This is a genomic window from Pedobacter caeni, assembly GCF_900129215.1.
Lineage (GTDB): Bacteria > Bacteroidota > Bacteroidia > Sphingobacteriales > Sphingobacteriaceae > Pedobacter > Pedobacter caeni.
In genome coordinates this window covers 827,835-852,511 of record NZ_FQUQ01000004.1, presented here as the reverse complement: position 1 = coordinate 852,511, position 24,677 = coordinate 827,835, and the positions used below count along the sequence as shown (strand labels likewise).

Genomic DNA, 24,677 nt, shown 5'->3' with positions numbered 1-24,677 from the left:
GATAAGGGAGATTAATAGCTTACGGTTAACTGATGTAAGGACGTATCTTCCTTAATGTTGATATTCAATGCCATCGAGAGTGCACTAAACATAATTCTTATGTTATTGCTGTCGAAAGCACCACTTATCTTTTTATTCCCTATCTCAGGATCTTTAAGGATCACCTGATAACCATGGACATCTTCCAGGTATTGAAATACTTTGCTGAGTGTTGTATTTTGGAAAAAAAGCTTGCCTTTACTCCATGAAATGTACTCGGAGACTTGATCTGCGGCTTTGAACAGCGTGATTTCATTGTTCATGTATTGTACGATCTCTCCGGGTTTCATGATGATGACTGGTTTGTTCCCGGAAGTACCAGTCAGGCTGATTTTTCCGCTCAGCAAGGATACCTGCTCTAATCCCCTTCGGTTATTTACGTTAAAACTGGTGCCCAATACTTCGATGTTGACTTTCTGAGAATGCACAACGAAGCGGTCGCCGGTTTTAACCGGACCCCTTAGGTGCAGGTGATTTACATTAAATTGTGCTTCCCCTTTGATCCATACTTCCCTGATCTCTTTCTTATCCCAGTTTCCGGCGTATTGCAGCGTACTATTGGCATTCAAAGTAACCTCAGAACCATCTGGCAACTGTATGGTTTTTACCTGTCCATATTGGGTACTCACCTCAATTTGTCTGTGGGTATAAAAATAAAGCCCTGCAGTTAATAATATTCCGGCAAGCACAGCGGCCGAAGCTGCCTTGAGCCATAAAGGTAAAATCCTTGTTTTGGGTTTATTTACTCTGGTTTCTTCTGTAATGTTCTCCCATACCTCCTCCAACTCTTTCGCATCCATTTCATCGACAGAAAAGCTTAAGGAAAGGATCAGTTTTTTAGCTGCGGAAATGTTTTCAGCTGAGGCTGGATAATTGTTCAGGACAGTTTCCCAATGGAGGTCTGTCTCTAATGTTGGCGTTAATACCCATGCCATAAAATCCGGATCGTCCAAAAAATCGAGAAGGCTGTAGGAATTGAAATCAGTATCATGTTTTTTCATAATTGTTCTTTTTCAATTCCTATTATCCGGCAAATTCATTTTTTACCCCATCGCTGCTCATTTATTTTTTAATTATTTTTCAGGAGCTAGGAAAAATGATCTGTTTTTATAGAAAAAAGCATTAAAATCAGGAAGAAATCTTCTTTGCTCAGCAAATCGCGTAAGGCATCTATTGCCCTGCCCATTACTTTGTAAGCTCCTTTTACGGTGATATTCATGATTTCTGCAATTTCTTCATAGCTCTGTGCCTCATAGAATTTAAGAAAGATCGCTTCACGCTGTCTGGCACTCAATTTATTCAGGGTGATTTCCAGGCGCTCTTTTAATGCGGCATTATTTTCAGCCGTGATCATTTCTTCTTCTATGTTTAAACTGGCCTGGAATGGGTAATGTTCAGTTTCTTCATAACTGACCTGCTTCTGCAAAAGATTAGCTTTTTTAAAAACGGAAAGGCGGAAAGCCTTAAAGAGGTAGTTTTTTACGTTTTGAGGATCTCCAAGCTGAGCTCTTCTCGTCCATATTGCAACGAATACTTCCTGAATACATTCTTTAATTAAATCCTGATCTGCAGAGAATTTGGATCCATAATTATACAAAGCATTAGCATATAGTCTGTATAGTGATTCCAAAGCAGATGCCTCTCCTTGTTTTAATAATGACCAGTGTAGCGGTATCGTTTCAGTATTAGATCGTATTGGGGTCATAGATTTTTTAGGCTGTTGGTGTTGTTTTTTTGATACTTAAAACGAGTGCCGCAATTAAGGAACCGATTAGCAGGATGGAGGCAATAAGCGAAATACGTTCTCCCCAATAGTAAGAGTTTGGTTCGAATTTAAAGACGAGCTCATGTTTTCCTGCAGGCAAAACAGCTGCCCTTAAAATATAGTTCGCCCTAAAGTAGGGTATTTCCTGCTGATCCACATAAGCTTTCCAACCTTTACTATACCATATTTCTGCAAATACAGCCATCGCTGCCTTGTCAGTTTGATAACGGTACACCAAATTGTCCGGGTGGTAGCTGATCAGTTTAATTTCCGATTGAGGGTCAAAACCAGGCTTTTGCTGATTCACCCGGGACTGGAAATCCTGATGAATAAAAGCATCCTTTTTAGGGTCGAAGCTGGTAATTGCATTCATTTCCTCTTCCGCATTTCTAACGAAATTTATCTGGGGAACAAACCAGGCATTTCCATTGGCAGTTGGCCTCTGAACAACTTTTTCCGAGATGCCCTGGGCAGTGTCAGGGACGATCAGGTATTTGGTGTTGAGCATATCCAGGATGGGCTCGTTAATGGTCTTATTGAACTGTCTGTCCAGCATTTCCTGGTAGCGCTGAAGTCGGGCAGAATGACGACCTCCTATAGATTTATGAAAAATGGAAGGGCTTGCATCACCCAATGGATTATCCCGGGAAAGGTCAAGCACCCGGTAATCTAAACTTTTATCGGCTTTGATCAGTTTGTCTGCAGCTCTCGGGCTAAACTGCGTAGCGATCAGTTCTGCATCGACAAAACTGTTGTCGTTCAGGTATCGTTTATCAATCCCCCAGACATCAATCAGGATCACCAGACTGAGCACCATAAAACCGATGGTCTGGCCGATTTTCTTTTTGAGGATCAGCCAGATTAACCCTGCAGCAATCAACACGAAAGCAAGAGAACGGAAAGCATCTGCCCGGGCCACCGAAATACGGTCTTTGACAAGTGCGTTTCCAATTTGCTCTGCAAAAGTGGCATTTCCGGTAACCTCATTCAGCTTCTGGATCAGCTGAGGATGGGAAGAGGCGGTAAAACTATAGAATAAAGTAGGAAGGGCCAGGAACAACACTAAAAAGCCTCCTGTAATATATAGCGAGTTCAATAGTTTCTTCTGTGTTTTCTGTACATCTTCGGCTCCATCTGTGGCTTTCTTCAAGGCCAGAAATCCCAGGATCGGAAGGAGCAGGCAAGGAATAATCAAGGTGAATTCTACTGACCGGAACTTATTGTATAAGGGGAAATAGTCAAAGAAGAGGTCTGAAATGAGTGGGAAGTGTTTTCCGAATGATAAAAACATAAAGAGGAATGACGCAGAAAGTACCCACCATTTTATTTTATCGTCAATCATAAACAATCCAAAGACAGCAAGAAAACAGACAATGGCACCAATATACCATGGTCCGGATGTTGTCGATTTCTCCCCCCAGTAGCTCGGCATTTGTTTTACAAAATCTTCTGCCCGATCCTGTGGTTGTCCGTTTTCTACCAATGTTTTCACCACTTCAGAACCTTTAACAGGAATCTGTGTGGAGGTAGAACCTCCATAAGCATCAGGAATTAAAAAGGTGATCATTTCACCTACGCCCTGGCTCCAGTAATAAGCATATTCTTTATCAAGGCCATCCTGTACCGGTTGATTGGCTTTGCTGAGGTTGGCTTTTCCGCGGATGGATTCTTTACCATATTCGTAGGTGGTCCACAAGGTTCCGGCATTTACCCCAATCGCTACGATTGCTGCTGCCGCTAAATAAGAAATGGACTTGAAAAAACTTTGAGTGGTTTTCGACTGAATGGCATGGTACAGTTCGAAACCCACCAGAATCAATATGGCGATGAAGAGGTAATAGGTCATCTGGATATGGTTTGCCCGGATTTCTACAGCCAGGAAAAGGGCCGTCAGCGATGCGCCTAAGAGGTGTTTTCCTCTTAACGTGAGGATGATTCCTGCAAGGATAGGGGCAAAGAATGCAATGGCAAATGCCTGGTTGCTGTGTCCGGCCTGTATCAAAATAAAGTTAAAGGAAGAGAACGAAAAGGCGATTGCAGCCCCTGCTGCCAGCCATGGCCTTAGCCCTAAAACAGAAAACAGGAGATAAGCACCGGCTAAATACAAAAAGACGGTATCTACCGGATTCGGGAAAACGGTTTTAAAAAAGGAAACGACATAACTGCTGACATTTGATGGGTATTGAACCCAAATCTGGAAAGCAGGCATTCCCCCGAACATGGAGTTTGTCCATAATGGACCTTTACCAGTCTCTGCTTTCACCTCCATGATTTCTTTTGACATGGCCTGGGCCTCTACTACATCTCCCTGATAAAGGACCTTATGCTGTAAAACCGGACTGAGGTAAATCAGGCTGATGGTAAGAAAGAATGCCATGATGATCAGGTGCAGATAATTTTTTTGTAGCCAGTTTTTCATTAGTATATGTTTTTTTATCGGTTATGATGGTTTCATCATGGAAGTCCGATTAGTTTTTCTATTTCTTTTTTGATTTCTGCTTTACTTTTTCCTGTTTTTTTGATCAGGGTTTCCAGGAAATTATCACTGGTGATTTCTTTATCGTAATACAATTCATAAAAATAGTCCATGCCATAATTATCAATCAGGTATTTGCAAAATACTGCGGCAAAAGTATAGGTCAGACTGCTGCTATATTGTTGCTGAACCTGTCTGAGGTATAAATTGTCAAAATTACATTTCCCTGCCTGATAACATGCCCGGAGCTCCTTTAGTGCTTCTTCATTACTGGTTTTCCCTGCGTCTATTCCTCCATATAAGCTGGCTATTCCTTCCTGTAGGAAAAAACAGTTCGCACCCAGGCCCAGAATGGCATGAATAAATTCATGCTTGTATTCTGGATTTTTGTTTATGCCAACAATGTAAGCTTCAGGAATATTAGTAAAGCCTGCCAGTCCGCCATCCCAGATGACAATGTTCGAAAGGTTATTCAACTCTTCCTCGGTTGCGCACATAAAATAGTCTATCGGCTTTTTTAAATGTGGTTTTTTAAATTTGAGATAGAGGGCATCCAGGGTTTTGCTAGCATCCTCCATTTTTCTCTTGTCGATAGTATAAAAAGGGGAAACATAAAAGTGAATGTTTTTTGTTTCATGTTTTCTGAATCTGTCAGTGTCGTATGGCTTACAGTTATCCATGTAATATTTGCCTTCTTTTTCTACGATATAGTATTTATAGATATTGGTATAGCTGTAGTTTTCCTTGTCGGGTTTACTCTTGGCCGAGATTTTGAAATAAGAAAGGGTATCATTCACTTTTTGTAATTCGGCGAGCTCGAGATTAAATGTACGGGCAATTTTTTTTGGCGTATACTGGCCCCAGATCCAGTCCATGTTGTTGTCCGGAAGCTTTTTGTGTTTATATTTAGGATGCCACATTTCATTGCTGATGGTATCCTTTTTCATATAATCATTGATGAATAAATAGAGGCTCTTTATCTTCGCCTGACTGGTATCTATTTTAACGGGAACATACAGCTGGGCTTTGGATTGGATCTGAGCCAAGGCAAGGATCGTAAGAAAGTATAAAAATCTCATTTTAGTTCTAGAGAGATATTTCTTCATAATATACATCAAACCGACCCTGGTAGATATAGGTTTCAGCAGCTTTACCACCAGCTTCTTCTTTTCTTTTTAAATGCAGATAAAAGTCTCCCAAAATGCGCTTTTTTGTGTTTTCGATCACCAGTATTTGAAGTTTGTTCGATTTAGTGGTGTCCAATTGATACCTGTCAGAAATAACAGCAGATCCGCGGGCAGGTGCAAGTATGGAAGCAGCCTCGAACTTTTCAATTCTGGAACCGGAAACCGGTTTTTTAAACCGTATGGTAAAGGTTTCCTTATCTTCAACCCCGACAATCGAAATTACACTATCTCTGGTGTTAAACGTACCTGTTGCTTTGCTTTCAGACCACTGTACTCCGTTTTTTCTTACATTCATTAACGAGGAAGAATCATTATCCGAATCGCGCTTTTTACAATTAGTGAATAAGAGTGCCAAAACACATATGAATAGCATTGAGGGTTTCATGGTTTGTTGTTTTAATAAATAAATATCCTCAAAAGTTAAGAAAAAAAGAGGGAACTCCAATTTTGCCAACCTGTTTTAAAATATATATCATTCTTATAAGGATAAGTTTGCAACATTTGCATAGAAATGGCCATTTGCCACAGGGACCTTGTCAGAATTCCAAGGGATCTTGCCAGAATGTTGTATTTTAGTAACTCCCGGTTTTAATCCCCTGGCAGACGACAACTATGACAGAGCTCGAACAATATGTAACCTCTTATTTCGGAGTCGCAGAACCTGAAGAATTAGAGATCATCAGTTCTTTCTTTAAGCCTGAAACGATAAAAAAAGGTGATTACTTTCTGTTGACGGGTAAAGCTGCTGATAAATTAAGTTTTATACAAACAGGACTTTTAAGGGTCTTTCTGGCGACAGAAAATAAGGAGGTCACACAGTGGATCTCTACGAAAGGATATTTTGTAACCGATCTCTCCGGTTTCATTTTTGAACAACCCGCCCGCTGGACGATTCAGGCATTAGCAGACACTGAACTGTTTACCATCAAAAGAGAAGATTATAAAAAGATAGGAACCTTAATGTCCAAATGGCATGAACTGGAAAAGTTATTCATCGCAAGGTGCTTCACCACACTGGAGGATCGGATCTTTAGCCATCTTTCGATGTCGGCAGAAGAACGGTACACACTTTTTTTTGAGCATAATAAAAGCCTTTTCAATCAAGTCCCTTTGCAATACATCGCGTCTATGCTGGGCATGACACCGGAAACACTCAGCCGGATCAGAAAAAAATAAATGTTCTTGATTTTTGTCAAGTAGAATCGGGGACTAGCTCCTGACCTTTACCATTATTTAATCAGAGAGATGAAACCATCATAAGCATACCGCTTACAAACAGCAATAAGATGCTTATGATCGCTTCATACCCGCTGAAAAACAATTATATTCTGATGAAAAAGGAAATCAAGACAGAAATTTTAATCCATGCAAGACCAGAAAAGATCTGGTCGATATTGACCACATTTGACCAGTATCCGGATTGGAACCCATTCATAAAATCAATCAGCGGAGCAGCTATTGTTGGTCAGCGGCTAATGGTAAGGATCGCACCACCGGAAGCGAATGGTATGACTTTTAAACCAACGGTTCTTGCTTTTGAGCCCAATAAGGAATTCAGGTGGATCGGCCATTTGTTGTTCTCCGGACTTTTTGATGGGGAGCATAAATTCGAACTCATTGACCATGGAAATGGCACAACCACTTTTATTCAAAGCGAAAACTTTAAAGGGATCCTGGTTTCACTTTTTGCGAAACAGCTGGACAACAATACCAAACGGGGATTTATAGAGATGAATGAACAGCTGAAAGCTTTGGCAGAAAAGAACTGATGTCTTTAAATGTGATAGGCTAATCAGGATTTCACATAGGCCTGTTGTGTTAAAGTAAGTTAAGTTATGTTAAATCAGCGGCTGAAAGTTGTTTGTTTGGTTCTCTCTGGATATTTTTGGGAAACACACACAACATGAAACGGAATTTTTTATTGGTATTATTGGCCGTTTTTGCACTAGGTTGCAAAAAGGACAAAGGTGATGACACTACGGTTTACAATTGGAAAAGAGAACTCTACAGAGGAGCTCTTACAAAGGACGGGCCTGCATTGGTGGGCTCTTCGGAAGTGGTAATTGGCAATAATGCAGTCTATGTAAGTACAGATTATGTTTTTCTAACGGAGCGCCAAAAGAACGTACAACAGGATAGCATTTACAAGGCAAGCGGTAGAATGTTTGCTTACAAATACGAAAAAGCCAAAAACTAAATGTCGGTTTTATTCTATTTTATCTTGCTGAAGATGGTTAACTTCAATTAAAGATAAAATGAAATGGCTACATCAGATTTAATCCTCCTGTTAACGGCAACATTAACGGCCCTTATCGGTGGGCTTTTCTACGCTTTTTCCTGCGCAGTAAATCCCGGCCTGGGAAAACTATCCGACGAAAAATACCTGGCGGCCATGCAATCCATTAACCGGGAGATTTTGAATATGTTCTTCCTTGCCAGTTTTATGGGAACGCTTTTGCTCTTGCCGATATCAAGCTGGTTTGCTTATGAAGCAGGTTCAATGGAGCGCTTTTGGCTATTGCTCAGTGGAACTTTCGTTTATGCGATTGGTGTATTCGGGCTCACCATGTTTGGAAATGTTCCCTTAAATCAGTCCCTGGATCGGTTTAATCTATCGCTGGCATCTCCTGAACAAATGGCGATGCAAAGAAAACAATTTGAAATTCCCTGGAACAGATTCCACCGGATTCGTACAATTGCTTCAGTTTTAGCGGTGGTTCTTGTCCTTGCGGCCTGTTTGTGGTAAGGCTAAGATCAGCTGGTAAAAGCAACGCCTATGCAGGGGCTGCATAGGCGTGTTAAATTTATTTGGTTCGAACCTGGTATCGTTTATAAGAAACGAAGGCCAAAAGGAAAACTACCCCAACAGTAATGTATACCCACGATGGGATGGGAACAGGATCACCCTGTGCATAAGAATGTAAACCGGTCAGGTAATAATTTACCCCGAAATAGGTCATGATGATGGTCGAGAAGCTCAGCAATGACAACAGGTTAAACAGGTATTTGCTCTTTAACTTAGGAATCAAACGGACATGCAGTACAAAAGCATAGATGATGACCGAAATGAAGGCCCAGGTTTCCTTTGGATCCCAGCTCCAGTAGCGTCCCCAGCTTTCATTTGCCCATATACCTCCTAAAAAGGTTCCCACAGTCAAAAGGAACAATCCCACTGTTAAGGACATTTCATTTACGATGCTGAGTTCAGTTACCGAAGCTTTTACTTTGGCACTGATCTTTTTACTGTCAATAATATATAACACCAATACCACTGTTCCCAGCAGGGCGCTGAGGCCAAAGAAACCATAGCTTGAAGTGATGATGGCCACATGGATCATCAGCCAGTAAGATTTAAGTACAGGAACCAATGGGGTAATCTGAGGATTCATTTGCGATCCTCCATGGGCGAATCCCATTAGAATAACGGCGATAAGACAGCCTGCAGCAGGAATGAATGCATTGCTGTTTCTGTACATCAACAAACCTGATAAGACACCGATCCAGCTGATAAACAATACGGCTTCATAACCATTACTCCAGGGTTCATGTCCGGAAATATACCAGCGTGCACCAAGACCAACGGCCTGAAGTATCGCTGCAATGCTGATCAGGATCAGGGTAAAGGTAACCAGCCTGTCCAGCATTTTGGAGGATTTGAAGAGTTTAAAAAATGCCAGTGTCAGAATTACCGTGCCTAACAAGGCATAAGTAATCATAAGGTTCAGGAAGATGTTCCATGAATTGTAGCTCACTTCCCAGTTAATTTTCGACTGAGATGGTACGACATCTTTACCGAATTTAAGCTGGATATCTTTGATGACATTTAAGGCGATATCTGCGCCATCCCAGTTTCCTGATTGTTCTGCAGTTTTAATGCTTTTCACATAAGGATCCAGGGCACTGGATACGATTGATTTGTTCGAGGGGTCTGATGGGGGCATGGCAATCCAGGTATTATTGGTATCGCCAGCGATAGGGAAAATGCGCAGGTACTGACCGTCAATCAGTTGTTGCATGGCCTGCAATTTATCGTTAAGATCGATGACATCCTTATCATAACTCCCTTGCTCAGCTGGTTTCTTGGCAAAAGATTTCAGGTACTGATCTTTTAGAACAAACTGTAACGCACCTTCAGGACTAATGGTCAATAAGTTGATCATGGAGGTATACCCTTCGGCATTCGCCTTCACTGCTTTCAGCAATTCAGGACCGCCTTTGGAACCTACTTTAATGAAAGGAACATTCATCCAGATAAATGGCGAACTGGAAGCTGAAAGAAAGAACTGGTTTGCCGTCAGGTTGTATAAATGATCTTTGCGGTGTAGTTTTCTCAGGATTTCCAATGCCATGGTATTGATGGGCTCAATTCGTCCATCTATATTTTGTACCAGCAGGTATCCGAAACTATCTGCATGGGCTTTGTCAATTTTAATGGAAGCAGCAAATTCCTGTGCATTTGCGTTTTTAGCGTTTAAAAGTTTTTGAACATCTGCCATGTAATCCTGATCGTGCACATGTTTTGCAGCGGGATCAGCAGGGCCGGGCTGGTCATGATTATGGCCATCACCTTCGGTATGTACATGGTCATGTTCTGCCTGTGGCATTCCGGCCGCCGGCATACTTGTTTTTCCGTTGGTACCGTGCATGTCGATCTTCTGATCTGTCTTCTGACTAAAAGCTGCACCTAAGGGTAAAAATAAAAGCAGGAGCACCAGGGTCTTGGATTTAGAAATCCCTTTCAACTGCTCATTTAATTTAGAGAAATGTGTTCCCTTCCAGAATAAAGTAACAAACATGCCAAGGAAAAGTAAAGTATAACCAATGTAAGTAACGTTTGTGCCCCAATAATCATGATTTACAGAAAGCACAGTTCCCTTTTCATCATCATCAAAACTCGCCTGAAAGAAGCGGTATCCGGAGTGATCTAACACATGGTTCATAAAGATTTTATAAGGGCGGTCGCCTCCTTCTTCCTGAATCATGACATCCGAAGAGTAAGCTGCAGGGCTGTTACTTCCCGGATATTTTTCCATTTTGAAGTCGACCAGCTTAAGCGCAAATGGAGCATTGTATATTTTTGATCCGTAAGCCAAAGAGATTCTTAGTCCTCCGATTTCACTTTGATGCTGGAAATTGGTCATTCCTTTTCCACCATAAAAGGATACGGTATCCTTCGCATTTGAAGTGGTAATTTCCAGTTTTACAAGATCAGGATCATGTTCATGGTTCTTTTTATCGCCTTCAAAATAAGTGATACGTCCGGGGATAGGCCCTTCAGGAACAACAAAAGATAAAGCACCAATGGTGTATAAACTTCTTAAATTAAAGGGTTGTGGAGTTGTGTTTCCTTCTACGTTTTTCTTTTCCTGTGTGGCCATCACCATGTAATTTCCCGGATAAGGAGAAGTGATTTGCAAGCCGCCATTGGCATCTTCAATATTGATGGTGCCCGGAGTTGGTTTATTATAACTGACCAACATGTTCTGCATCAGCTGCACACTTCCTGAGGGAACATATTTATTCACTCTTTTTCCATTTTCCAACACCACCAGGTGTAGGGTAGGCCTGCCGGAAGCTTCACGAACCAGTGAATCCTGAGCCCTTGCATAAAAGTCGATGACTTTCATTTTTACCCGTTCTCCGTTATAGTCGTATTCGGCTTTAAAAGTTTTTTTAAATGGTTTCAGATAGGTAGGGATGTTGTTGGAAATTAAGATCGCCGGAACATCGTCATAGGCCAATGCCTGATCGTCTTTTCCAATCTGTACCTTAAAAAAGGTCGCATCTGAAATGATTTCTTTGCTGGCTTCACCTTCACGAATGTGCATCGAGCCTTCAAAGCTGATATACCGGGTGATGTATCCGCCAATAAAAATGACAATAAAGGCAAGGTGAAATACCAATAACGGCCATTTTTTGCGTTGAGTAAGTTGATACCTTCCTATATTGCCAATGAAGTTCAGCACCAGGATCACCATCACCAGTTCAAACCACCAGCAGTTATAAATCAATGCTTTGGCTACGGCCGTTCCATAATCGTTTTCCACAAATGTGGCCATGGCCATGGAAAAAGCATATAACAAGAGCATGGCACCCATCGTACGGGTAGAAAAGAGTATTTTTCCTAAACTTTTAATCATTCTTATTTTTCTTATTCATTTTCAGCGCTTGGCGGACAGGCATCATTTGCAAAGCGGTGCATTTTTTCTAAACTTCGGCAAAGATGGTCTTGATCGGCCAGAAAAATAAGAAGAACTGAATTTATGGCAAAAATAAGACGAAACTGAGGTGAGAATACTCATTTTGTAATCCGAAATAGTTTCTTAGATTTGCAATCTTGAAAATCCATGCATTCGTAGTTCAATGGATAGAATGTCAGATTCCGGTTCTGATGATGGGGGTTCGAATCCCTTCGAGTGCACAGAGAGAAACCTTAGAGAAATCTAAGGTTTTTTTGTTTTGAATTTTTTACAGTTCCTGACGATTGATGTCGGGGAAAGATTGATGTTTAGTAGTGTAAGAACCCTTAAGTTTATTGCTAAATCATCCTGAATGGATATAAATGTATATCCATCCTGAAAAGCTTAAAGTTGCTCCTGACAGGCAGTACAATGGTCAAGACAAGAGCGATGGCGTTATATGGATTTTACAATAAGAAATTAGGAAGGCACAAAAAACAGCTGATTACGATAAGGATAACGCTAACGGGATGGATACGGTTATTTCGGTGCCTTTCGAGTCTGAATGTATTTTAGTCTGACCGTTTAGGGATTGAACCCGGCGTCTGATGGATTGCAGGCCCATAGTTGATTTTCCATTGCCGGATCTCTTTTCATCTAAGCCTATTCCGTCATCATTGATAGTCAATATAAGGCTATCTTCTTCCTCATAAATTAAGATACCTACATTTTTAGCCCTGGCATGTTTGATAATATTGGTGATCGCCTCCTGGATGATACGGAGTAATGCGATTCGCGTATCCATGTCGACACCTATTAATGAGCTATTGTCAATGTGAATATCCTTATCGTAGCGGCTATCAGGAAGGGAACTGTCAGTAAGTAGTTTGATCTGCTTTTCAAAAGACTGTTCTTGTTGGTTGTCAGCAGCACTGAACCATTCATGGCTTTTGTTTCGGGCCGCCGCGTAAGCATTCTCTGTGTCTGCTTGTAGCCCACTTAATTTGTTTTTTAAGGCAACATCATTGGTGTCCATAAATAGTGCCTCCAATTGGTGTTTGATTGCGGCAATGGACGAGGAAAGACCATCATGAAGGTCTTGGCCAAGTCGTTGTTGTTCTTCCCTTACTGCTTGATGTTTAGCTTCCTCCATGGCGATGATCTGCAAATTGGTCACGGTGTTGAGGCTTTCTATTCGGGCTTTTGCTTTCCTGCTCAGGCGGAGCATGAACAAATAGGTGGTTAAGACAATAAGGGCTGAGGAAATTGAAATGACTAGTAACCATAGGGTTCGTTGTGCACTTTTCTCACTTAATAGCTTGTTGTCATTCTGGATATCATTATACCTGACGTAATCTCCGAAAAATTTTTTTGAGTTTTCCCAATCTGCCGTAATAGCCTTTTCCAATTTAAGATAGATTTTAATGATTTCGTCTTTGTCATTCAGTTTGTTAGCAACTTCTAAAGCATTATTTAAAATATAGATTTCTAAGCTCTTGTCTCCACTTTTCTGTGCCACTGCATAGGCCTGATAAAGGTGTTTAAGTGCCATTTTAGGGTTGTTTTCACAAATACTAGTCATTAGGAAGAATGCATTGGTCTGCAAATTTGTGTTACCAATACGCTGCGCATCTGACAATAACTGTCTTGCAAGGGGCAATCCTCTCTGCAATTGACCACTTAAATCTAATACACGTGCCTGCCCCAGCCGAATAAAAACCAGCATACGTTCATCATTATAGCGGCTTGCGATTTCTCTGGATTTGCCCAGGTAGTAACTATCAGAGTCCTTTGAAAGACTCGAGTTCCGATTGTAATAGGCCGCATATACATCGGACATGATACTGTCCTTTTGTAGCTTTTTCCCAGTTTGAATGGCTTTTTGCAATAACGATTTAATCTTTGTCATGTTGGAGATACCCTTGTTCTCCACTTCGACCATATCTAAATATACCCGGACAATCTTTTCTATATCATTGTACTGCTGATACTCCGGTAATATTTTGCCGAGCAGCTCCAGCGATTGCGCGTATAATCCTTTCTTAAATAAAGCAAAAGCAATCACATGGTCTGCCTCTGTCTGCCCCTTCTTATAATCTATGTTAATAGCCATACGCTTTGCCTTCATACCATAATAAAAGCAGCTGTCTGCATTTCTACTTCGGTAAAGTGTTCCCAATCGGTTTAAACTGTTGACCATGCTAACACTATCCTTGATAAGGGGAAGTCTCTGTAGCTCCTGACCAATCTGGCGGATTTGGCCCTGTGCAAAGTTATTACAAAGGCAAAATAATAAAATTAGGAGCAAGCAGTGGGTGGATTTGAGGCGATACATAATGGATATAAAAACTTATCTTTTTGCAAATTATGGTTAGATTAATTCCTTTACACGCGCATACACTAATCATTCCGTAATCGGATTTACATCTGGCTTCCCCGTCATTTTGCACCAATGCGCCACAATCGTATGTTTGCTAATGTGCACCTGCTCAGCACTGTAGGTAATGGATAATCCTTTTGCAAAATAATGCAAAATTTCCAGTTCTCCAGCCATAAATGGTATTTTACTTATCTGATTTGTATTTGCAACAAATTTGCTGATTATCGGGCAAGTCGCCCTGTTTGTCTGTAATTTTCATTTCTGTGTTTTAAGGAATAAATGAGTAGACCTGGTTTTCTATAAGCCATGGTATTAAAGAAGGGTAATGTTGTTACTTTTATTAAAGGCAATTATATTCCCTTATTCAGGCCGTTTTTCAAAAATAAAAAAGCACTTTTGCAAAAATGAAACCATAGCAGACAAATGGCTTCATAAGGGTAAATAACAATTGTAATGGTGATGAAAATCATGTAAAGAAAAGGCGTATATGGAAGAAATGATTGTTGAAGAAATCGTAAAGCTCTTAGAGCAGGAAGACAATGCACAATTGAAGATCTATTTGGATGACCTGAATATTTCTGATGTTGAGCATTTAATTGACGAACTTCCCCAATACGCAGTTACATTTATTGATACGCTGTCTATCAAAAGGGCAGTAAATGTTTTTAGAATTCTAGACTTTCCTACTCAGGAAAGAATCATCAAAAAACTTCCCGGAAATAAACTGGCAGAGCTGATCAACCTCCTGCCTCCCGATGACCGTACTTCCTTATTCAGCGAGCTGAAAGGTGATGCTGTAAAGAAACTGATCATTTTGTTACCTGCTAAAGACAGGGTAGAAGCCCTTTCTTTATTGGGTTATGAAGAGGACAGTGTGGGAAGGCTGATGACGCCGGATTACGTTGCCGTTAAAAAAGACTGGACGGTATCCAGGGTATTGGCGCACATCAGGCGCTACGGGAAAAACTCCGAAACAATTGATGTCATTTATGTGATCGACAAAGATGGCGTATTGCTGGATGACATCAGGATCAGGGAAATTCTCCTGGCGGATCCGGAAGCTAAAATAGGAGACCTTACTGATCAGCGTTTAATTGCCTTAAAAGCGAACGACCATCAGGAAGAGGCCATCAATATTTTCAGAATGAATAACCGCGTGGCATTGCCCGTAGTAGATGATTATAATGTATTGCTTGGGATTGTAACTGTAGATGATATCCTATGGATTGCAAACGAAGAATATACAGAAGATATGCACAAGATAGGGGGTACCCAGGCCCTGGATGAGCCCTATTTGGATATGCCGATTTTTGGCCTGTTTAAACGAAGAATAGGCTGGCTGGTGGTGCTCTTTCTTGGAGAAATGTTAACGGCCACTGCCATGGGGCATTTTGAGGCCGACATTGCCAAAGCAGTGATATTGGCCATGTTTGTTCCACTGATTATTTCCAGTGGAGGAAACAGTGGTTCCCAGGCTTCCACCCTGATTATTCAGGCGATGGCTTTAGGAGAAATTACGGTGAACGATTGGTGGAGAGTCATGCGCAGGGAGCTCATTTCAGGATTAATGCTCGGAATTGTATTGGGGTCTATTGGCTTCCTTAGAATCTTTGTCTGGACCTTCTTTACAGATATGTATGGACCGCATTGGGCACTGATTGGTGTTACCGTTGGCATTGCATTGGTTGGTGTAGTTCTATGGGGCTCACTGGCAGGTTCTATGCTTCCTTTAATCTTAAAAAAACTAGGAGCCGACCCTGCAACCTCATCTGCACCTTTTGTGGCAACACTGGTTGACGTAACCGGGCTGATCATTTACTTCTCTGTTGCAGTCATGTTCCTGACAGGAGTACTGCTCTAAAAAAAACATAAAAAAGAAAGGCCGGATGATTCATCCGGCCTTTCTTTTTTATAAGTTAATGCAATTATACGTTGAAACGGAAATGCATGATGTCTCCATCTTCTACTACATATGTTTTACCTTCAACACCTAATTTACCGGCATCTTTACAGGCAGCCTCTGAACCAAGGGTTACAAAGTCATTGTATTTAATCACTTCAGCACGGATAAATCCTTTCTCGAAGTCAGTATGGATCACACCCGCAGCTTGTGGAGCTGTGAATCCTTTGGTAATTGTCCATGCCCTTACTTCCTGAACACCTGCAGTAAAGTACGTGTAAAGGTCTAATAAACGGTAAGCAGCTACGATCAGTTTGTTTACACCAGATTCAGTAAGACCAAGGTCAGCTAAAAACTCCTGACGTTCTTCATAACTTTCCAGTTCTGCAATCTCTGATTCGATTTTCGCTGAGATCACCAATACTTCCGCATTTTCGTCTTTTACTGCTTCTTTAACGCGGTCTACATAGGCGTTTCCGTTGATGACAGAATTTTCATCTACGTTACATACATACATTACCGGTTTTTGAGTCAACAGGCCCAGGTCCTGAATGAATTCGAAATCTTCCGCTGCAACAGCTGCAGAGCGAACGGATTTACCTTCTTCAATATGTGTTTTGATTACGCTTAAGATATCAAAAGTTCTCTTGGCATCCTTATCGGTCTTTGCCATTTTCTCTACCTTCTGAATGCGTTTTGTAACCGTATCCAGATCTTTAAGCTGTAATTCTGTATCAATAATTTCTTTATCGCGGATCGGATCAACTGAACCATCAACATGGATCACATTTCCATCGTCAAAACAACGCAATACATGGATAACGGCATTTGTAGCCCTGATATTACCCAAAAACTGGTTTCCTAAGCCTTCACCTTTGGAAGCGCCTTTTACCAATCCTGCAATGTCCACAATCTCAATAGTATTGGGAACAATACGGTTTGGTTGTACCAGTTCCGCCAATTTAGTCAACCTGTCATCAGGTACAGTAATTACGCCGATATTAGGTTCGATTGTACAGAAAGGGAAGTTAGCCGCTTGAGCTTTTGCGTTCGATAAACAGTTAAATAAGGTGGATTTTCCAACATTTGGTAAACCAACTATACCACATTGTAATGCCATGAATGATATTTTTATAGTTTTGGCGCAAAGCTACCAATTTTTTAAAAATAATCTTTATGTTTAGGGTATCTAAAAAGGATTTAAAGATTAACACGATCAATATGGAAGATTTTGAAGAAAAAGAAACCGAACAACCGGAAAATGAAACCCTTGTAATTACTGAGGATATCCGCAGTTATATTTATGAAACTGCTAAATGGGCCAAATTTCTGTCCATTGTTGGGTTTGTTTTTTGCGTTTTGATTGTTATATGTGCATTTTTTGTGCCAGCCGTTCTTTCCTCAATGGCCTCAATGGGAAGGCCAAATCCTTTAGCGGGGGTCGGTTCTGCAGCAATTACCATTATTTACCTGCTGATTGGTCTCTTGTATTTTTATCCAAGTTTAATGTTATTTAAATATGCGACAGCTGCACAAAAGGCAACTTTGTTCCTTGACCAGCAGAGTTTAGGAGAAGCAATGAGCAAAATGAAATCCTTCTTCAAATTCTGGGGAGTATTAACGGTGATCATCATTGGCTTTTATGCGGTCGGAATTCTATTTGCTGTAGTGGCGAGTATCGGTGTGAGCTAAAGATCATTTATGGTTCAGATCAAACAAAACAGCCGGTCATTGACCGGCTGTTTTGTTTTAACAATAGTAAGGCCTAATTCTTTACCCTTTTTTCCTCATCAGCAGTACCTGTTTTTCTTGACCTCGCATTCTTAACCTTCATGTTGCCAAATTTATAATTCAGGCTCAGGTTAATCTTACGGCTTTCCCACTGGTTTTGCCAATAAGTATTTACATTGTTATAAACCAGATTTGCCCGGAACTTATTCGTGTCAAAAATATCATCCAGCTTTAAACTGATGGTTGCTTTCTTATTCATGAAAGTTTTTCTGGCCGAAAAATTCATTCCATAAGCTTCCAGTGACCTGAACAATCCGGATACAGAAGGGGAGCTGTAGTAAAAGGTATAGGCCAGCTGAAAGTCTTTAGGAAGGTTAAAAGTCTGTACGGAATTTACCGACCAGCTAAATTTATGGCTATTATAGTTTCCACCTTGCAGGGGCGATTTTACCTCATCATAGGCAACGGAAAGTTCCGTATTGTTGTTCCACCATTTAGTGATATCGAAAGGACTTCCGGTAGCGATGTATATATTTTGCGCACGGCCAAGGTTTTCTTCCACACTAATGCTTTCCTTGCTCTGGTCATTTTGATAGATGACTTCGGAGATCTCATCGGTGCTTTTGGCATAACTCAGGCTGAGCACTCTGAAATTCTTAATGTTGTAATTGATTTCGAAATTATTGGAGAAAGAAGGAAGTAATAAAGGGTTTCCTTTTAATGCGGTATAAGGATCTGAGTAGAAAGCAAAAGGATTCAGACTGGTATAGGATGGCCTGTTGATACGACGCGCGTAACTCCCCTGAATCTGATGGTTTTCGCTGACCTTCCAGGAGGCGAAAAAGGTAGGGAAAAGCTGCCAGTATTTGCGGTTTATCTTTTCCTCAGTACCAGAAGAAAATCCATTTCCCAGCGTCTGTTCTGCTCTCAAGCCTGCTTTTAACTCCAGTTGCTTGAAAGATTGACTAAAAGAAAGGTAAAGCGCATTGATGTTTTCCTTATAGTTGAAACGGTTGGTACGCTTAGGATCATTGATCCATCCGGCTGTTTTTAAAGAATCAAACCTGACATCACTGCTGGTGTTTACCCAACTGCTCTTATAGCCGGCTTCTGCTTTAAGCGTTTTTGAAAATGGCTGCACATAATCCACCTTAACCGCATAGATAGAAACATCGCCAAATCCTTTATTTCTCAGGTTGATCACATCTCCGATTCTGTTGTCCGCAGCATCAAAATAACTGTTTAAATATTGTTCCGTTTTAGAATTGTCGTACCCGACTTTGTCGAGGTCAATACCCAGTTCTCTGCCATTAGTGTCGATTTTAAAACGGTAATTCAGGTTATAAGCATTGTTTCCGGAGGTATTGTCCTGTGGGTTCTTAGAGTTTACACTTCCCATCTTTTGCTGAGCAACATTGTAATTGACAGAATTGCTTTCGCTATTGGTCGTATATGGAGCGGAAGACCCTTTCCACAAAATACCGATCGTATGTTTGTCGTCGATAAAATAATCTGCTCCTACAGCATAGTTGCTGGCTTTGGTAATCGGATGCCAGAAATTGAGCTGGTTAAACAGCTCCCCGCCAATATTACGGTTCATGGTTAGCCGGTTAAATGAATTGTAATAACCGTAACTGAGCCTTGCATAGGTGCTTATCTTTCCGATATTATAATTTAAATTCGTGCTGCCATATCCTTTCGCATATTCACCATATCCACCACCAATACTGGCATTCCCGTTAAAACCCTGGAGTTTGTTTCTTTTTAACTTGATATTGATGATGCCTGCGGAACCGGCAGCATCAAAAGAAGAAGGTGGGTTAGAAATGAATTCGACCTTGCTCATCACAGCGCCAGGTAAAGATTTCAGATAGGTGCTGAGTTCCAGACCAGACATATAACTCATTTTTCCGTCTATCATGACATTTACCCCGGTTTTACCCTTCATGATAATGTTCTCGTCTTTGTCGAGTTTAATTCCCGGTGCTCTTTTCAATACATCAAGCGCATTGTCTCCTGCGGTATTCATCTGTTCCACATCCAACACGGTACGGTCTGCCTGCTGCTGAATGAGTGGTGTTTTGGAAATGATATTTACTTCTTTTAAAGTCTTCGTCAGACTTTTTAATTTTAGTGCAGGTACCACAAAAGCGGTCTGGCCAAGTTCAAATCCCGGGCTCTCTGCTCTTTCATAACCTACAGCAATCACTTTGATCAGATAACTGCCCGCTTTGATGTTTTCGAAAGCAAACAGACCTTTGTCATTAGTCATGCCCAGTCCCGCCTTTACGGAATCGGGTAAATGGATCAGGGCTACAGAAGCAAATTCTATCGCTTTACCATCTTTTAAATCGAGAATGCTGCCGCTTAATTTCGTGGATTGACTAAATGCACTGATGGTAATCAGTGACAAAAACAGGAGGGGAGTAAACACTTTAAAATAAGTATGCATGGTGGTTTAGATTGTTTCTCCAAATGGAATCAATCCATCCTGATTCTTAAATTAAATGATCTCAACCCTTTGAAATATTATGCGAAGCCGGGGAAATCGCTAAACAGGTAATCATCTGCCAAAAGGAGGCGTTCGCGTAATTAAGGATGGGTTTGGGATAAGAAAAAGAAAAGAAGGGGCAACTTTTATTAGTTTTATGCCATGACAACTAAAAAGGAAATACTCATCCATGTATCGTGCTGGATCCTATTGTTTGGTTATTTCTACATCGGCAATCTGATCCGGGGTGATTGGCAGGATAAGATGTGGCATTTTGACATCACCATGAACTTTTTACATATTGTAGAATTTTACATGTGTTACCTTTGGGTATATCCCCGGTTTGTTAAAAAAAGAAAAGTGTTGCAGCTCATCGGTGGTGTAATACTGATCATGGCTGTTTTTATTTCCTCACGTTACCTGCTGGAAGAAGTGCTCAATCCATATTTTTTTGGATTTGGCAATTATTCTAAAAGTACAACCCTCGGATACTATATCCGGGATAACCTCTATTTCGGTAGTCCTTATATACTCATTGCTGCGGCCATTTGGAGTACTTCAAATATCTTGAAAAATGAGAAAGTGAATCATCAGCTTAGGGTAGAAGCCGAAAAGGCAGAGTTGTCATTTCTCAAATCACAAATCAATCCTCATTTTCTATACAATACCCTGAATTATATCTACTCCCTGGCACTTCCCGTTTCCGATAAGATGGCACAGGCAGTGCTCAGGCTTTCCGACCTGATGCGTTATACCCTGAGTGAAAGTGTGGACGGAAAAGTTAGTCTGCTTAAAGAAGTTGGTTACCTTGAAAGTTATGTGGAGTTATTTCGAATGCGGTTTGAGCCTGAGTTTTATGTTAATTTTGAAGTTGAAGGAGTGAATGATCAGCAGCGGGTGGCCCCATTGCTACTCATTCCTTTTTTAGAGAATGCCTTTAAGCATGGAGTGCTGAATGATCCACAGCGTCCCGTAAAGATGGAGGTTAAGGTACTAAGGAATCAGCTGAATGTGACCCTTCGGAACCATATAAACCAAAGCCAGAAAGACCATTCCAGTGGGGTAGGCTTAGTCAATGTACAAAGAAGACTCCAGCTGATTTATCCCGATAAGCACAATCTGGAAATAGAAAATGATGGAAAATCTTATCAGGTTAGTCTGAGGATTGAACTTTAATTTATATTTAACGATTGATATTTAATATTACAAAAAAATAACCAATGATCCGTTGTATTGCCGTTGACGATGAAGCATATGCTTCAGAAATATTAGCCACACATATCCGTAAACTACCATCTTTGGAATTGGTAGGTACAACGACCAATGCCTTTGAAGCATTGGCTATGGTGCAGGAGGGAAAGGTGGACCTGGTTTTTCTGGACATACAAATGCCAGAGCTTACAGGGATTCAGTTTCTGAAGATTTGCGGGCAGAAATGTAAAGTCATCCTGACCACTGCCTATCCGGAATATGCCCTTGAAGGATTTGAACATGATGTGATTGATTACCTCCTGAAACCAATATCTTTTGAACGTTTTTATAAAGCTGTTCAGAAAGCAGAGCTTTTATTCCATCCTCCGGCTCCGGTGGTAAACGAAACGATAGAAACGATAGCCCTTCCGGCTCCCGGAACAGACTATATGTTTATCAAAGGGGAAAGTAAAAATAAGTTTATCAAAGTCAACTATGATGATATTCTGTATGTTGAAGGATTGAAGAATTATATTTCCGTTTTTACAGCAAAAGAAAGGATCATCACCTACCTGACGTTGAGAGAAATGGAACTATATCTGCCCAAAAACAGGTTCCTTCGTGTGCATAAATCTTACATTGTGGCCATAGATAAAATCAGGATGATCGATGGCAATTCCATCTTTATCAATGAAAATGTCATTCCTGTAGGAGAAACCTATAGAGAAGAATTCTTTAAAATTATCCGTGAAACAAAGTAAGGACTGTTAGGTATATACCGGCGTCCTGTTTTCGATGGTATGCTTAAAGTTCCTGATTTCTTTTTTTAACAAACCTTCCAGATAAGGATTCATCAGCTTTGCAAGACCGATCCCTACACCACCTGCCGGAGGACGATAGGATAAAATCACCTTTAAAATCGTGGATTGTCCATCAACACTAGGTGCAAATTCTACCTTCCCTACATGATGGATCAATGCGCCTGCTGAGGATTGCCAGCCAATTAAATGCCCCGGTTCATCCTTTACAATTTCTGCATCCCAATCAACAGAGAATAAGTTTCCCATCACATTACTCTTCCAGTGAGAAAGATTTTCATCGATCACTTTCACATCCAGCAAATGTTTGATGCTGCCCGGAAGGTTATTCAGGTTTCGCCAGTAAGTATATACTTCTGATGCGGGTTTCTCGATCACAAACTCACCTCTTATGTTTACTGCACGCGGTCTTTTGGCATCTATGCCCAGTTGTTCGTACAGCAGGCACCTTCCTGTTGCTGCGCGGTAGGCCATATAGGCACCATATAAAAATTTAACTTTGGAGGGCCTTCGCAATCCCCAGCTAATTAATGCCCCACTCAAAAACATGGAGACCATCCGTTCCGACCATCCAATGTTTTCATACTGGTGCTTCTCAATAGAGAACCTGCCAGATCGTAGTTTCAGATGTGTGCTCATATCGTTAGGTTGTATTTAATTGCTTTCCCAATCAGCGTGACCGCATGATGGTCTAATTTTCCCCAGAGCTGTTCCCAGCTACCATCTGCTTCCTCTCTCAGCTGGGTGATGGTATTTCCCGATACATCGCAAATAAAATAAGGGGAACCATCGCTGGTTTCATCTGGTTGTACCGTAATGGTGGTATCTGTTCCATCTAAATTGACCAGTATTTCAAATTCTTCCGGATGTGGATTTTGACGTTTCATCTTTGGCTGGTTTAGTTTGCAGGTAGTATAACAAACTAAATCCTATTGTGTTTGTGTTTAAATCAGTATCAGGCCAAAATCATTTAGCTTAATGACAAAAAAGATGAATTTACAACCGCTAATATATTGCAATTTTAAAGCTCAAATGCTAACCACAAACGAACCTGATATTGTATGAAGAAGTTATCAATGCCTTTATTGTTTTCCTTTTTGCTGGCCACAAATGGCTTTGCACAAAAGGCTCCTGTACCTTATGGAGCAATTCCAAATAAAAACCAGTTGGCCTGGCAGGACATGGAGTACTATATGTTTATCCATTTCGGGCCCAATACTTTTACGGATAAGGAATGGGGACATGGGGATGAGGACCCTAAGATTTTTAACCCGACAAAGCTGGATGCCCGTCAGTGGGCGAGAACGGCTAAAGCTGCGGGGATGAAAGCGATCATCATTACTGCAAAACATCACGATGGTTTTTGCCTGTTCCCAAGTAAATACAGTACACATACAGTAAGAGAGAGTGCCTGGAAGGATGGGAAAGGGGATGTGTTGAAAGAGCTTTCCGCAGCCTGTAAAGAGTATGGGTTGAAGTTTGGCGTGTATTTATCGCCATGGGACCGCAATCACCCTAAATATGGTACTCCTGAATACAATCAGATTTTTGCGAATACGTTAAAAGAGGTTCATACCCAATACGGTCCTGTCTTCGAACAATGGTTTGATGGCGCAAAAGGAGCCAATGAAAAGAACCAGGATTATGATTTTAAATTGTTCAACAGTGTGGTTCGTACCCATAACCCACAAGCGGTAATTTTTAGTGATATTGGTCCTGATGTAAGATGGATGGGAAATGAGAGAGGAATTGCAGGAGAAACAAACTGGGCTACCCTGAACACAGATGGCTTTGGTGTTGGCGCTGCGGCACCAGCAGCAGCAGTCTTAAATACAGGCGATGAAAATGGCAAATACTGGATTCCTGCAGAGGTCGACGTATCCATCAGACCGGGATGGTTTTACAGTGCTTCCACAGACAATAAAGTGAAAACCCTGGAAGAGCTGATGTCTATTTATGAAAGTTCTGTTGGCCGCAACGGTAATTTATTGCTCAATGTTCCGGTAAACAGGGAAGGCTTGATTCATCCAACCGATTCAACGCGCTTAATGGAGCTTAGGAGAGCCATTGATGCGAGCTTTAAAACAAATCTGGCAAAAGGAACGAAAGTGTTGGCCAGCAATAGCAGAACAGGAAAACAGTTCCTTGCGCAAAATCTTACAGATGGGAACAACAAGACGTACTGGGCAACAAATGATCAGGTAAAAACAGCTACCTTAACGATCGATCTCGGAAAAGCTACTGAACTCAACCGTATCGTTCTTCAGGAATATATTGCTCTTGGGCAACGTATCAAATCCTTCTCTGTGGAATACCTGGATGGAAAAGAGTTTAAACCTTTATTACAGCAAAGCACTATAGGCCATAAAAGAATCCTTTCTTTTGCCACGATAAAAACGACTAAGATCAGAATCAATGTACTGGAGGCAAATGCCTGTCCGGTGCTGTCGGAAATAGCGGTATATAAAGCACCGGACTTATAGGCATTGGAACAAATACATAGATATATCAAGATGTTGA

Annotated in this window: 21 protein-coding genes and 1 tRNA gene; 10 read left to right on the top strand and 12 right to left on the bottom strand. The window is 41.0% G+C overall.

Annotated elements, in window-relative coordinates:
- Positions 1-11: 11 nt before the first annotated feature.
- The 5 genes from BUC20_RS23055 to BUC20_RS23035 form a co-directional block, all read right to left on the bottom strand.
- On the bottom strand, positions 12-1,040 hold the full coding sequence (locus BUC20_RS23055) for a FecR family protein (RefSeq protein ID WP_073233506.1): 1,029 nt from the start codon (positions 1,038-1,040) through the stop codon (positions 12-14).
- Positions 1,041-1,126: 86 nt separating this feature from the next.
- Positions 1,127-1,744 carry an RNA polymerase sigma factor gene (locus tag BUC20_RS23050; protein WP_073233504.1) on the bottom strand — a complete coding sequence of 206 codons (618 nt, stop codon included), beginning with the start codon at positions 1,742-1,744 and terminating at the stop codon, positions 1,127-1,129.
- 7 nt (positions 1,745-1,751) lie between these two features.
- On the bottom strand, positions 1,752-4,223 hold the full coding sequence (locus tag BUC20_RS23045; protein ID WP_073233502.1) for a YfhO family protein: 2,472 nt from the start codon (positions 4,221-4,223) through the stop codon (positions 1,752-1,754).
- Between the two features lie 35 nt (positions 4,224-4,258).
- The gene (locus BUC20_RS23040) at positions 4,259-5,359 is read right to left on the bottom strand and encodes a hypothetical protein (RefSeq protein WP_073233500.1); all 1,101 of its coding nucleotides are present in this window, start codon (positions 5,357-5,359) and stop codon (positions 4,259-4,261) included.
- Between the two features lie 7 nt (positions 5,360-5,366).
- Positions 5,367-5,762 carry a hypothetical protein gene (locus BUC20_RS23035; RefSeq protein WP_143166888.1) on the bottom strand — a complete coding sequence of 132 codons (396 nt, stop codon included), beginning with the start codon at positions 5,760-5,762 and terminating at the stop codon, positions 5,367-5,369.
- A 317-nt stretch (positions 5,763-6,079) separates the two neighbouring features.
- On the opposite strand from BUC20_RS23035, the gene BUC20_RS23030 reads away from it, so the two are divergent.
- The 4 genes from BUC20_RS23030 to BUC20_RS23015 all read left to right on the top strand — a co-directional run bounded on the left by BUC20_RS23030 (position 6,080) and on the right by BUC20_RS23015 (position 8,213).
- Entirely contained in the window at positions 6,080-6,643 is a 564-nt protein-coding gene (locus BUC20_RS23030) for a Crp/Fnr family transcriptional regulator (protein ID WP_084529190.1), read from the top strand.
- Positions 6,644-6,798: 155 nt separating this feature from the next.
- Complete coding sequence (locus BUC20_RS23025) at positions 6,799-7,236, top strand: SRPBCC domain-containing protein (protein ID WP_073234050.1); 438 nt, start codon at positions 6,799-6,801, stop codon at positions 7,234-7,236.
- A 134-nt stretch (positions 7,237-7,370) separates the two neighbouring features.
- Positions 7,371-7,664, top strand: coding sequence for a hypothetical protein (locus tag BUC20_RS23020; protein ID WP_073233497.1), 294 nt, complete (start codon positions 7,371-7,373; stop codon positions 7,662-7,664).
- 63 nt (positions 7,665-7,727) lie between these two features.
- Positions 7,728-8,213: an anthrone oxygenase family protein gene (locus BUC20_RS23015; RefSeq protein WP_073233495.1), complete on the top strand. Its 486-nt coding sequence runs from the start codon at positions 7,728-7,730 to the stop codon at positions 8,211-8,213.
- Positions 8,214-8,271: 58 nt separating this feature from the next.
- Here BUC20_RS23015 and ccsA read toward each other — a convergent pair whose 3' ends face one another.
- Positions 8,272-11,607 carry a cytochrome c biogenesis protein gene (gene ccsA / locus BUC20_RS23010; protein WP_234994581.1) on the bottom strand — a complete coding sequence of 1,112 codons (3,336 nt, stop codon included), beginning with the start codon at positions 11,605-11,607 and terminating at the stop codon, positions 8,272-8,274.
- A 209-nt stretch (positions 11,608-11,816) separates the two neighbouring features.
- Between ccsA and BUC20_RS23005 the strand changes: the two genes are divergently transcribed.
- Positions 11,817-11,888, top strand: a tRNA-Arg gene (locus tag BUC20_RS23005).
- A gap of 263 nt (positions 11,889-12,151) precedes the next feature.
- On the opposite strand, the gene BUC20_RS23000 is transcribed toward BUC20_RS23005, so the two are convergent.
- Both BUC20_RS23000 and BUC20_RS33770 read right to left on the bottom strand, forming a co-directional pair.
- Positions 12,152-13,759 carry a sensor histidine kinase gene (locus BUC20_RS23000; RefSeq protein WP_159441151.1) on the bottom strand — a complete coding sequence of 536 codons (1,608 nt, stop codon included), beginning with the start codon at positions 13,757-13,759 and terminating at the stop codon, positions 12,152-12,154.
- Between the two features lie 291 nt (positions 13,760-14,050).
- Positions 14,051-14,200 carry a helix-turn-helix domain-containing protein gene (locus tag BUC20_RS33770; protein WP_143166887.1) on the bottom strand — a complete coding sequence of 50 codons (150 nt, stop codon included), beginning with the start codon at positions 14,198-14,200 and terminating at the stop codon, positions 14,051-14,053.
- Positions 14,201-14,513: 313 nt separating this feature from the next.
- Here BUC20_RS33770 and mgtE point away from each other — a divergent pair, with 313 nt between their 5' ends.
- Positions 14,514-15,887, top strand: a complete 1,374-nt coding sequence (gene mgtE, locus BUC20_RS22995; RefSeq protein WP_073233491.1) for a magnesium transporter — start codon at positions 14,514-14,516, stop codon at positions 15,885-15,887.
- Between the two features lie 64 nt (positions 15,888-15,951).
- Here mgtE and ychF read toward each other — a convergent pair whose 3' ends face one another.
- Positions 15,952-17,046 carry a redox-regulated ATPase YchF gene (gene ychF, locus BUC20_RS22990; RefSeq protein WP_073233489.1) on the bottom strand — a complete coding sequence of 365 codons (1,095 nt, stop codon included), beginning with the start codon at positions 17,044-17,046 and terminating at the stop codon, positions 15,952-15,954.
- A gap of 56 nt (positions 17,047-17,102) precedes the next feature.
- Between ychF and BUC20_RS22985 the strand changes: the two genes are divergently transcribed.
- Complete coding sequence (locus BUC20_RS22985; RefSeq protein WP_234994580.1) at positions 17,103-17,618, top strand: DUF5362 family protein; 516 nt, start codon at positions 17,103-17,105, stop codon at positions 17,616-17,618.
- A 73-nt stretch (positions 17,619-17,691) separates the two neighbouring features.
- On the opposite strand, the gene BUC20_RS22980 is transcribed toward BUC20_RS22985, so the two are convergent.
- Positions 17,692-20,109 carry an outer membrane beta-barrel family protein gene (locus BUC20_RS22980; RefSeq protein WP_073233488.1) on the bottom strand — a complete coding sequence of 806 codons (2,418 nt, stop codon included), beginning with the start codon at positions 20,107-20,109 and terminating at the stop codon, positions 17,692-17,694.
- A gap of 201 nt (positions 20,110-20,310) precedes the next feature.
- Between BUC20_RS22980 and BUC20_RS22975 the strand changes: the two genes are divergently transcribed.
- Positions 20,311-21,324, top strand: coding sequence for a sensor histidine kinase (locus BUC20_RS22975; RefSeq protein WP_073233487.1), 1,014 nt, complete (start codon positions 20,311-20,313; stop codon positions 21,322-21,324).
- Between the two features lie 44 nt (positions 21,325-21,368).
- Positions 21,369-22,100 carry a LytR/AlgR family response regulator transcription factor gene (locus BUC20_RS22970; RefSeq protein ID WP_073233486.1) on the top strand — a complete coding sequence of 244 codons (732 nt, stop codon included), beginning with the start codon at positions 21,369-21,371 and terminating at the stop codon, positions 22,098-22,100.
- A 6-nt stretch (positions 22,101-22,106) separates the two neighbouring features.
- Here BUC20_RS22970 and BUC20_RS22965 read toward each other — a convergent pair whose 3' ends face one another.
- Both BUC20_RS22965 and BUC20_RS22960 read right to left on the bottom strand, forming a co-directional pair.
- Positions 22,107-22,796, bottom strand: coding sequence for an SRPBCC family protein (locus tag BUC20_RS22965; RefSeq protein WP_073233485.1), 690 nt, complete (start codon positions 22,794-22,796; stop codon positions 22,107-22,109).
- A complete protein-coding gene (locus BUC20_RS22960) occupies positions 22,793-23,044 on the bottom strand; it encodes a hypothetical protein (protein WP_073233483.1) in 252 nt (83 codons plus the stop codon). Before BUC20_RS22960 ends, BUC20_RS22965 begins: the two co-directional genes overlap by 4 nt.
- A 174-nt stretch (positions 23,045-23,218) precedes the next feature.
- On the opposite strand from BUC20_RS22960, the gene BUC20_RS22955 reads away from it, so the two are divergent.
- Positions 23,219-24,640, top strand: coding sequence for an alpha-L-fucosidase (locus tag BUC20_RS22955; protein ID WP_073233481.1), 1,422 nt, complete (start codon positions 23,219-23,221; stop codon positions 24,638-24,640).
- The last annotated feature ends 37 nt before the right edge of the window (positions 24,641-24,677 follow it).

Bases quoted from the DNA above. Each gene is read 5' to 3' on its own strand.
- BUC20_RS23055 (WP_073233506.1), bottom strand. From the start codon at position 1,040: ATGAAAAAACATGATACTGATTTCAATTCCTACAGCCTTCTCGATTTT.
- BUC20_RS23050 (WP_073233504.1), bottom strand. From the start codon at position 1,744: ATGACCCCAATACGATCTAATACTGAAACGATACCGCTACACTGGTCA.
- BUC20_RS23045 (WP_073233502.1), bottom strand. From the start codon at position 4,223: ATGAAAAACTGGCTACAAAAAAATTATCTGCACCTGATCATCATGGCA.
- BUC20_RS23040 (WP_073233500.1), bottom strand. From the start codon at position 5,359: ATGAGATTTTTATACTTTCTTACGATCCTTGCCTTGGCTCAGATCCAA.
- BUC20_RS23035 (WP_143166888.1), bottom strand. From the start codon at position 5,762: ATGAATGTAAGAAAAAACGGAGTACAGTGGTCTGAAAGCAAAGCAACA.
- BUC20_RS23030 (WP_084529190.1), top strand. From the start codon at position 6,080: ATGACAGAGCTCGAACAATATGTAACCTCTTATTTCGGAGTCGCAGAA.
- BUC20_RS23025 (WP_073234050.1), top strand. From the start codon at position 6,799: ATGAAAAAGGAAATCAAGACAGAAATTTTAATCCATGCAAGACCAGAA.
- BUC20_RS23020 (WP_073233497.1), top strand. From the start codon at position 7,371: ATGAAACGGAATTTTTTATTGGTATTATTGGCCGTTTTTGCACTAGGT.
- BUC20_RS23015 (WP_073233495.1), top strand. From the start codon at position 7,728: ATGGCTACATCAGATTTAATCCTCCTGTTAACGGCAACATTAACGGCC.
- ccsA (WP_234994581.1), bottom strand. From the start codon at position 11,607: ATGATTAAAAGTTTAGGAAAAATACTCTTTTCTACCCGTACGATGGGT.
- BUC20_RS23000 (WP_159441151.1), bottom strand. From the start codon at position 13,759: ATGGCTATTAACATAGATTATAAGAAGGGGCAGACAGAGGCAGACCAT.
- BUC20_RS33770 (WP_143166887.1), bottom strand. From the start codon at position 14,200: ATGGCTGGAGAACTGGAAATTTTGCATTATTTTGCAAAAGGATTATCC.
- mgtE (WP_073233491.1), top strand. From the start codon at position 14,514: ATGGAAGAAATGATTGTTGAAGAAATCGTAAAGCTCTTAGAGCAGGAA.
- ychF (WP_073233489.1), bottom strand. From the start codon at position 17,046: ATGGCATTACAATGTGGTATAGTTGGTTTACCAAATGTTGGAAAATCC.
- BUC20_RS22985 (WP_234994580.1), top strand. From the start codon at position 17,103: ATGTTTAGGGTATCTAAAAAGGATTTAAAGATTAACACGATCAATATG.
- BUC20_RS22980 (WP_073233488.1), bottom strand. From the start codon at position 20,109: ATGCATACTTATTTTAAAGTGTTTACTCCCCTCCTGTTTTTGTCACTG.
- BUC20_RS22975 (WP_073233487.1), top strand. From the start codon at position 20,311: ATGACAACTAAAAAGGAAATACTCATCCATGTATCGTGCTGGATCCTA.
- BUC20_RS22970 (WP_073233486.1), top strand. From the start codon at position 21,369: ATGATCCGTTGTATTGCCGTTGACGATGAAGCATATGCTTCAGAAATA.
- BUC20_RS22965 (WP_073233485.1), bottom strand. From the start codon at position 22,796: ATGAGCACACATCTGAAACTACGATCTGGCAGGTTCTCTATTGAGAAG.
- BUC20_RS22960 (WP_073233483.1), bottom strand. From the start codon at position 23,044: ATGAAACGTCAAAATCCACATCCGGAAGAATTTGAAATACTGGTCAAT.
- BUC20_RS22955 (WP_073233481.1), top strand. From the start codon at position 23,219: ATGAAGAAGTTATCAATGCCTTTATTGTTTTCCTTTTTGCTGGCCACA.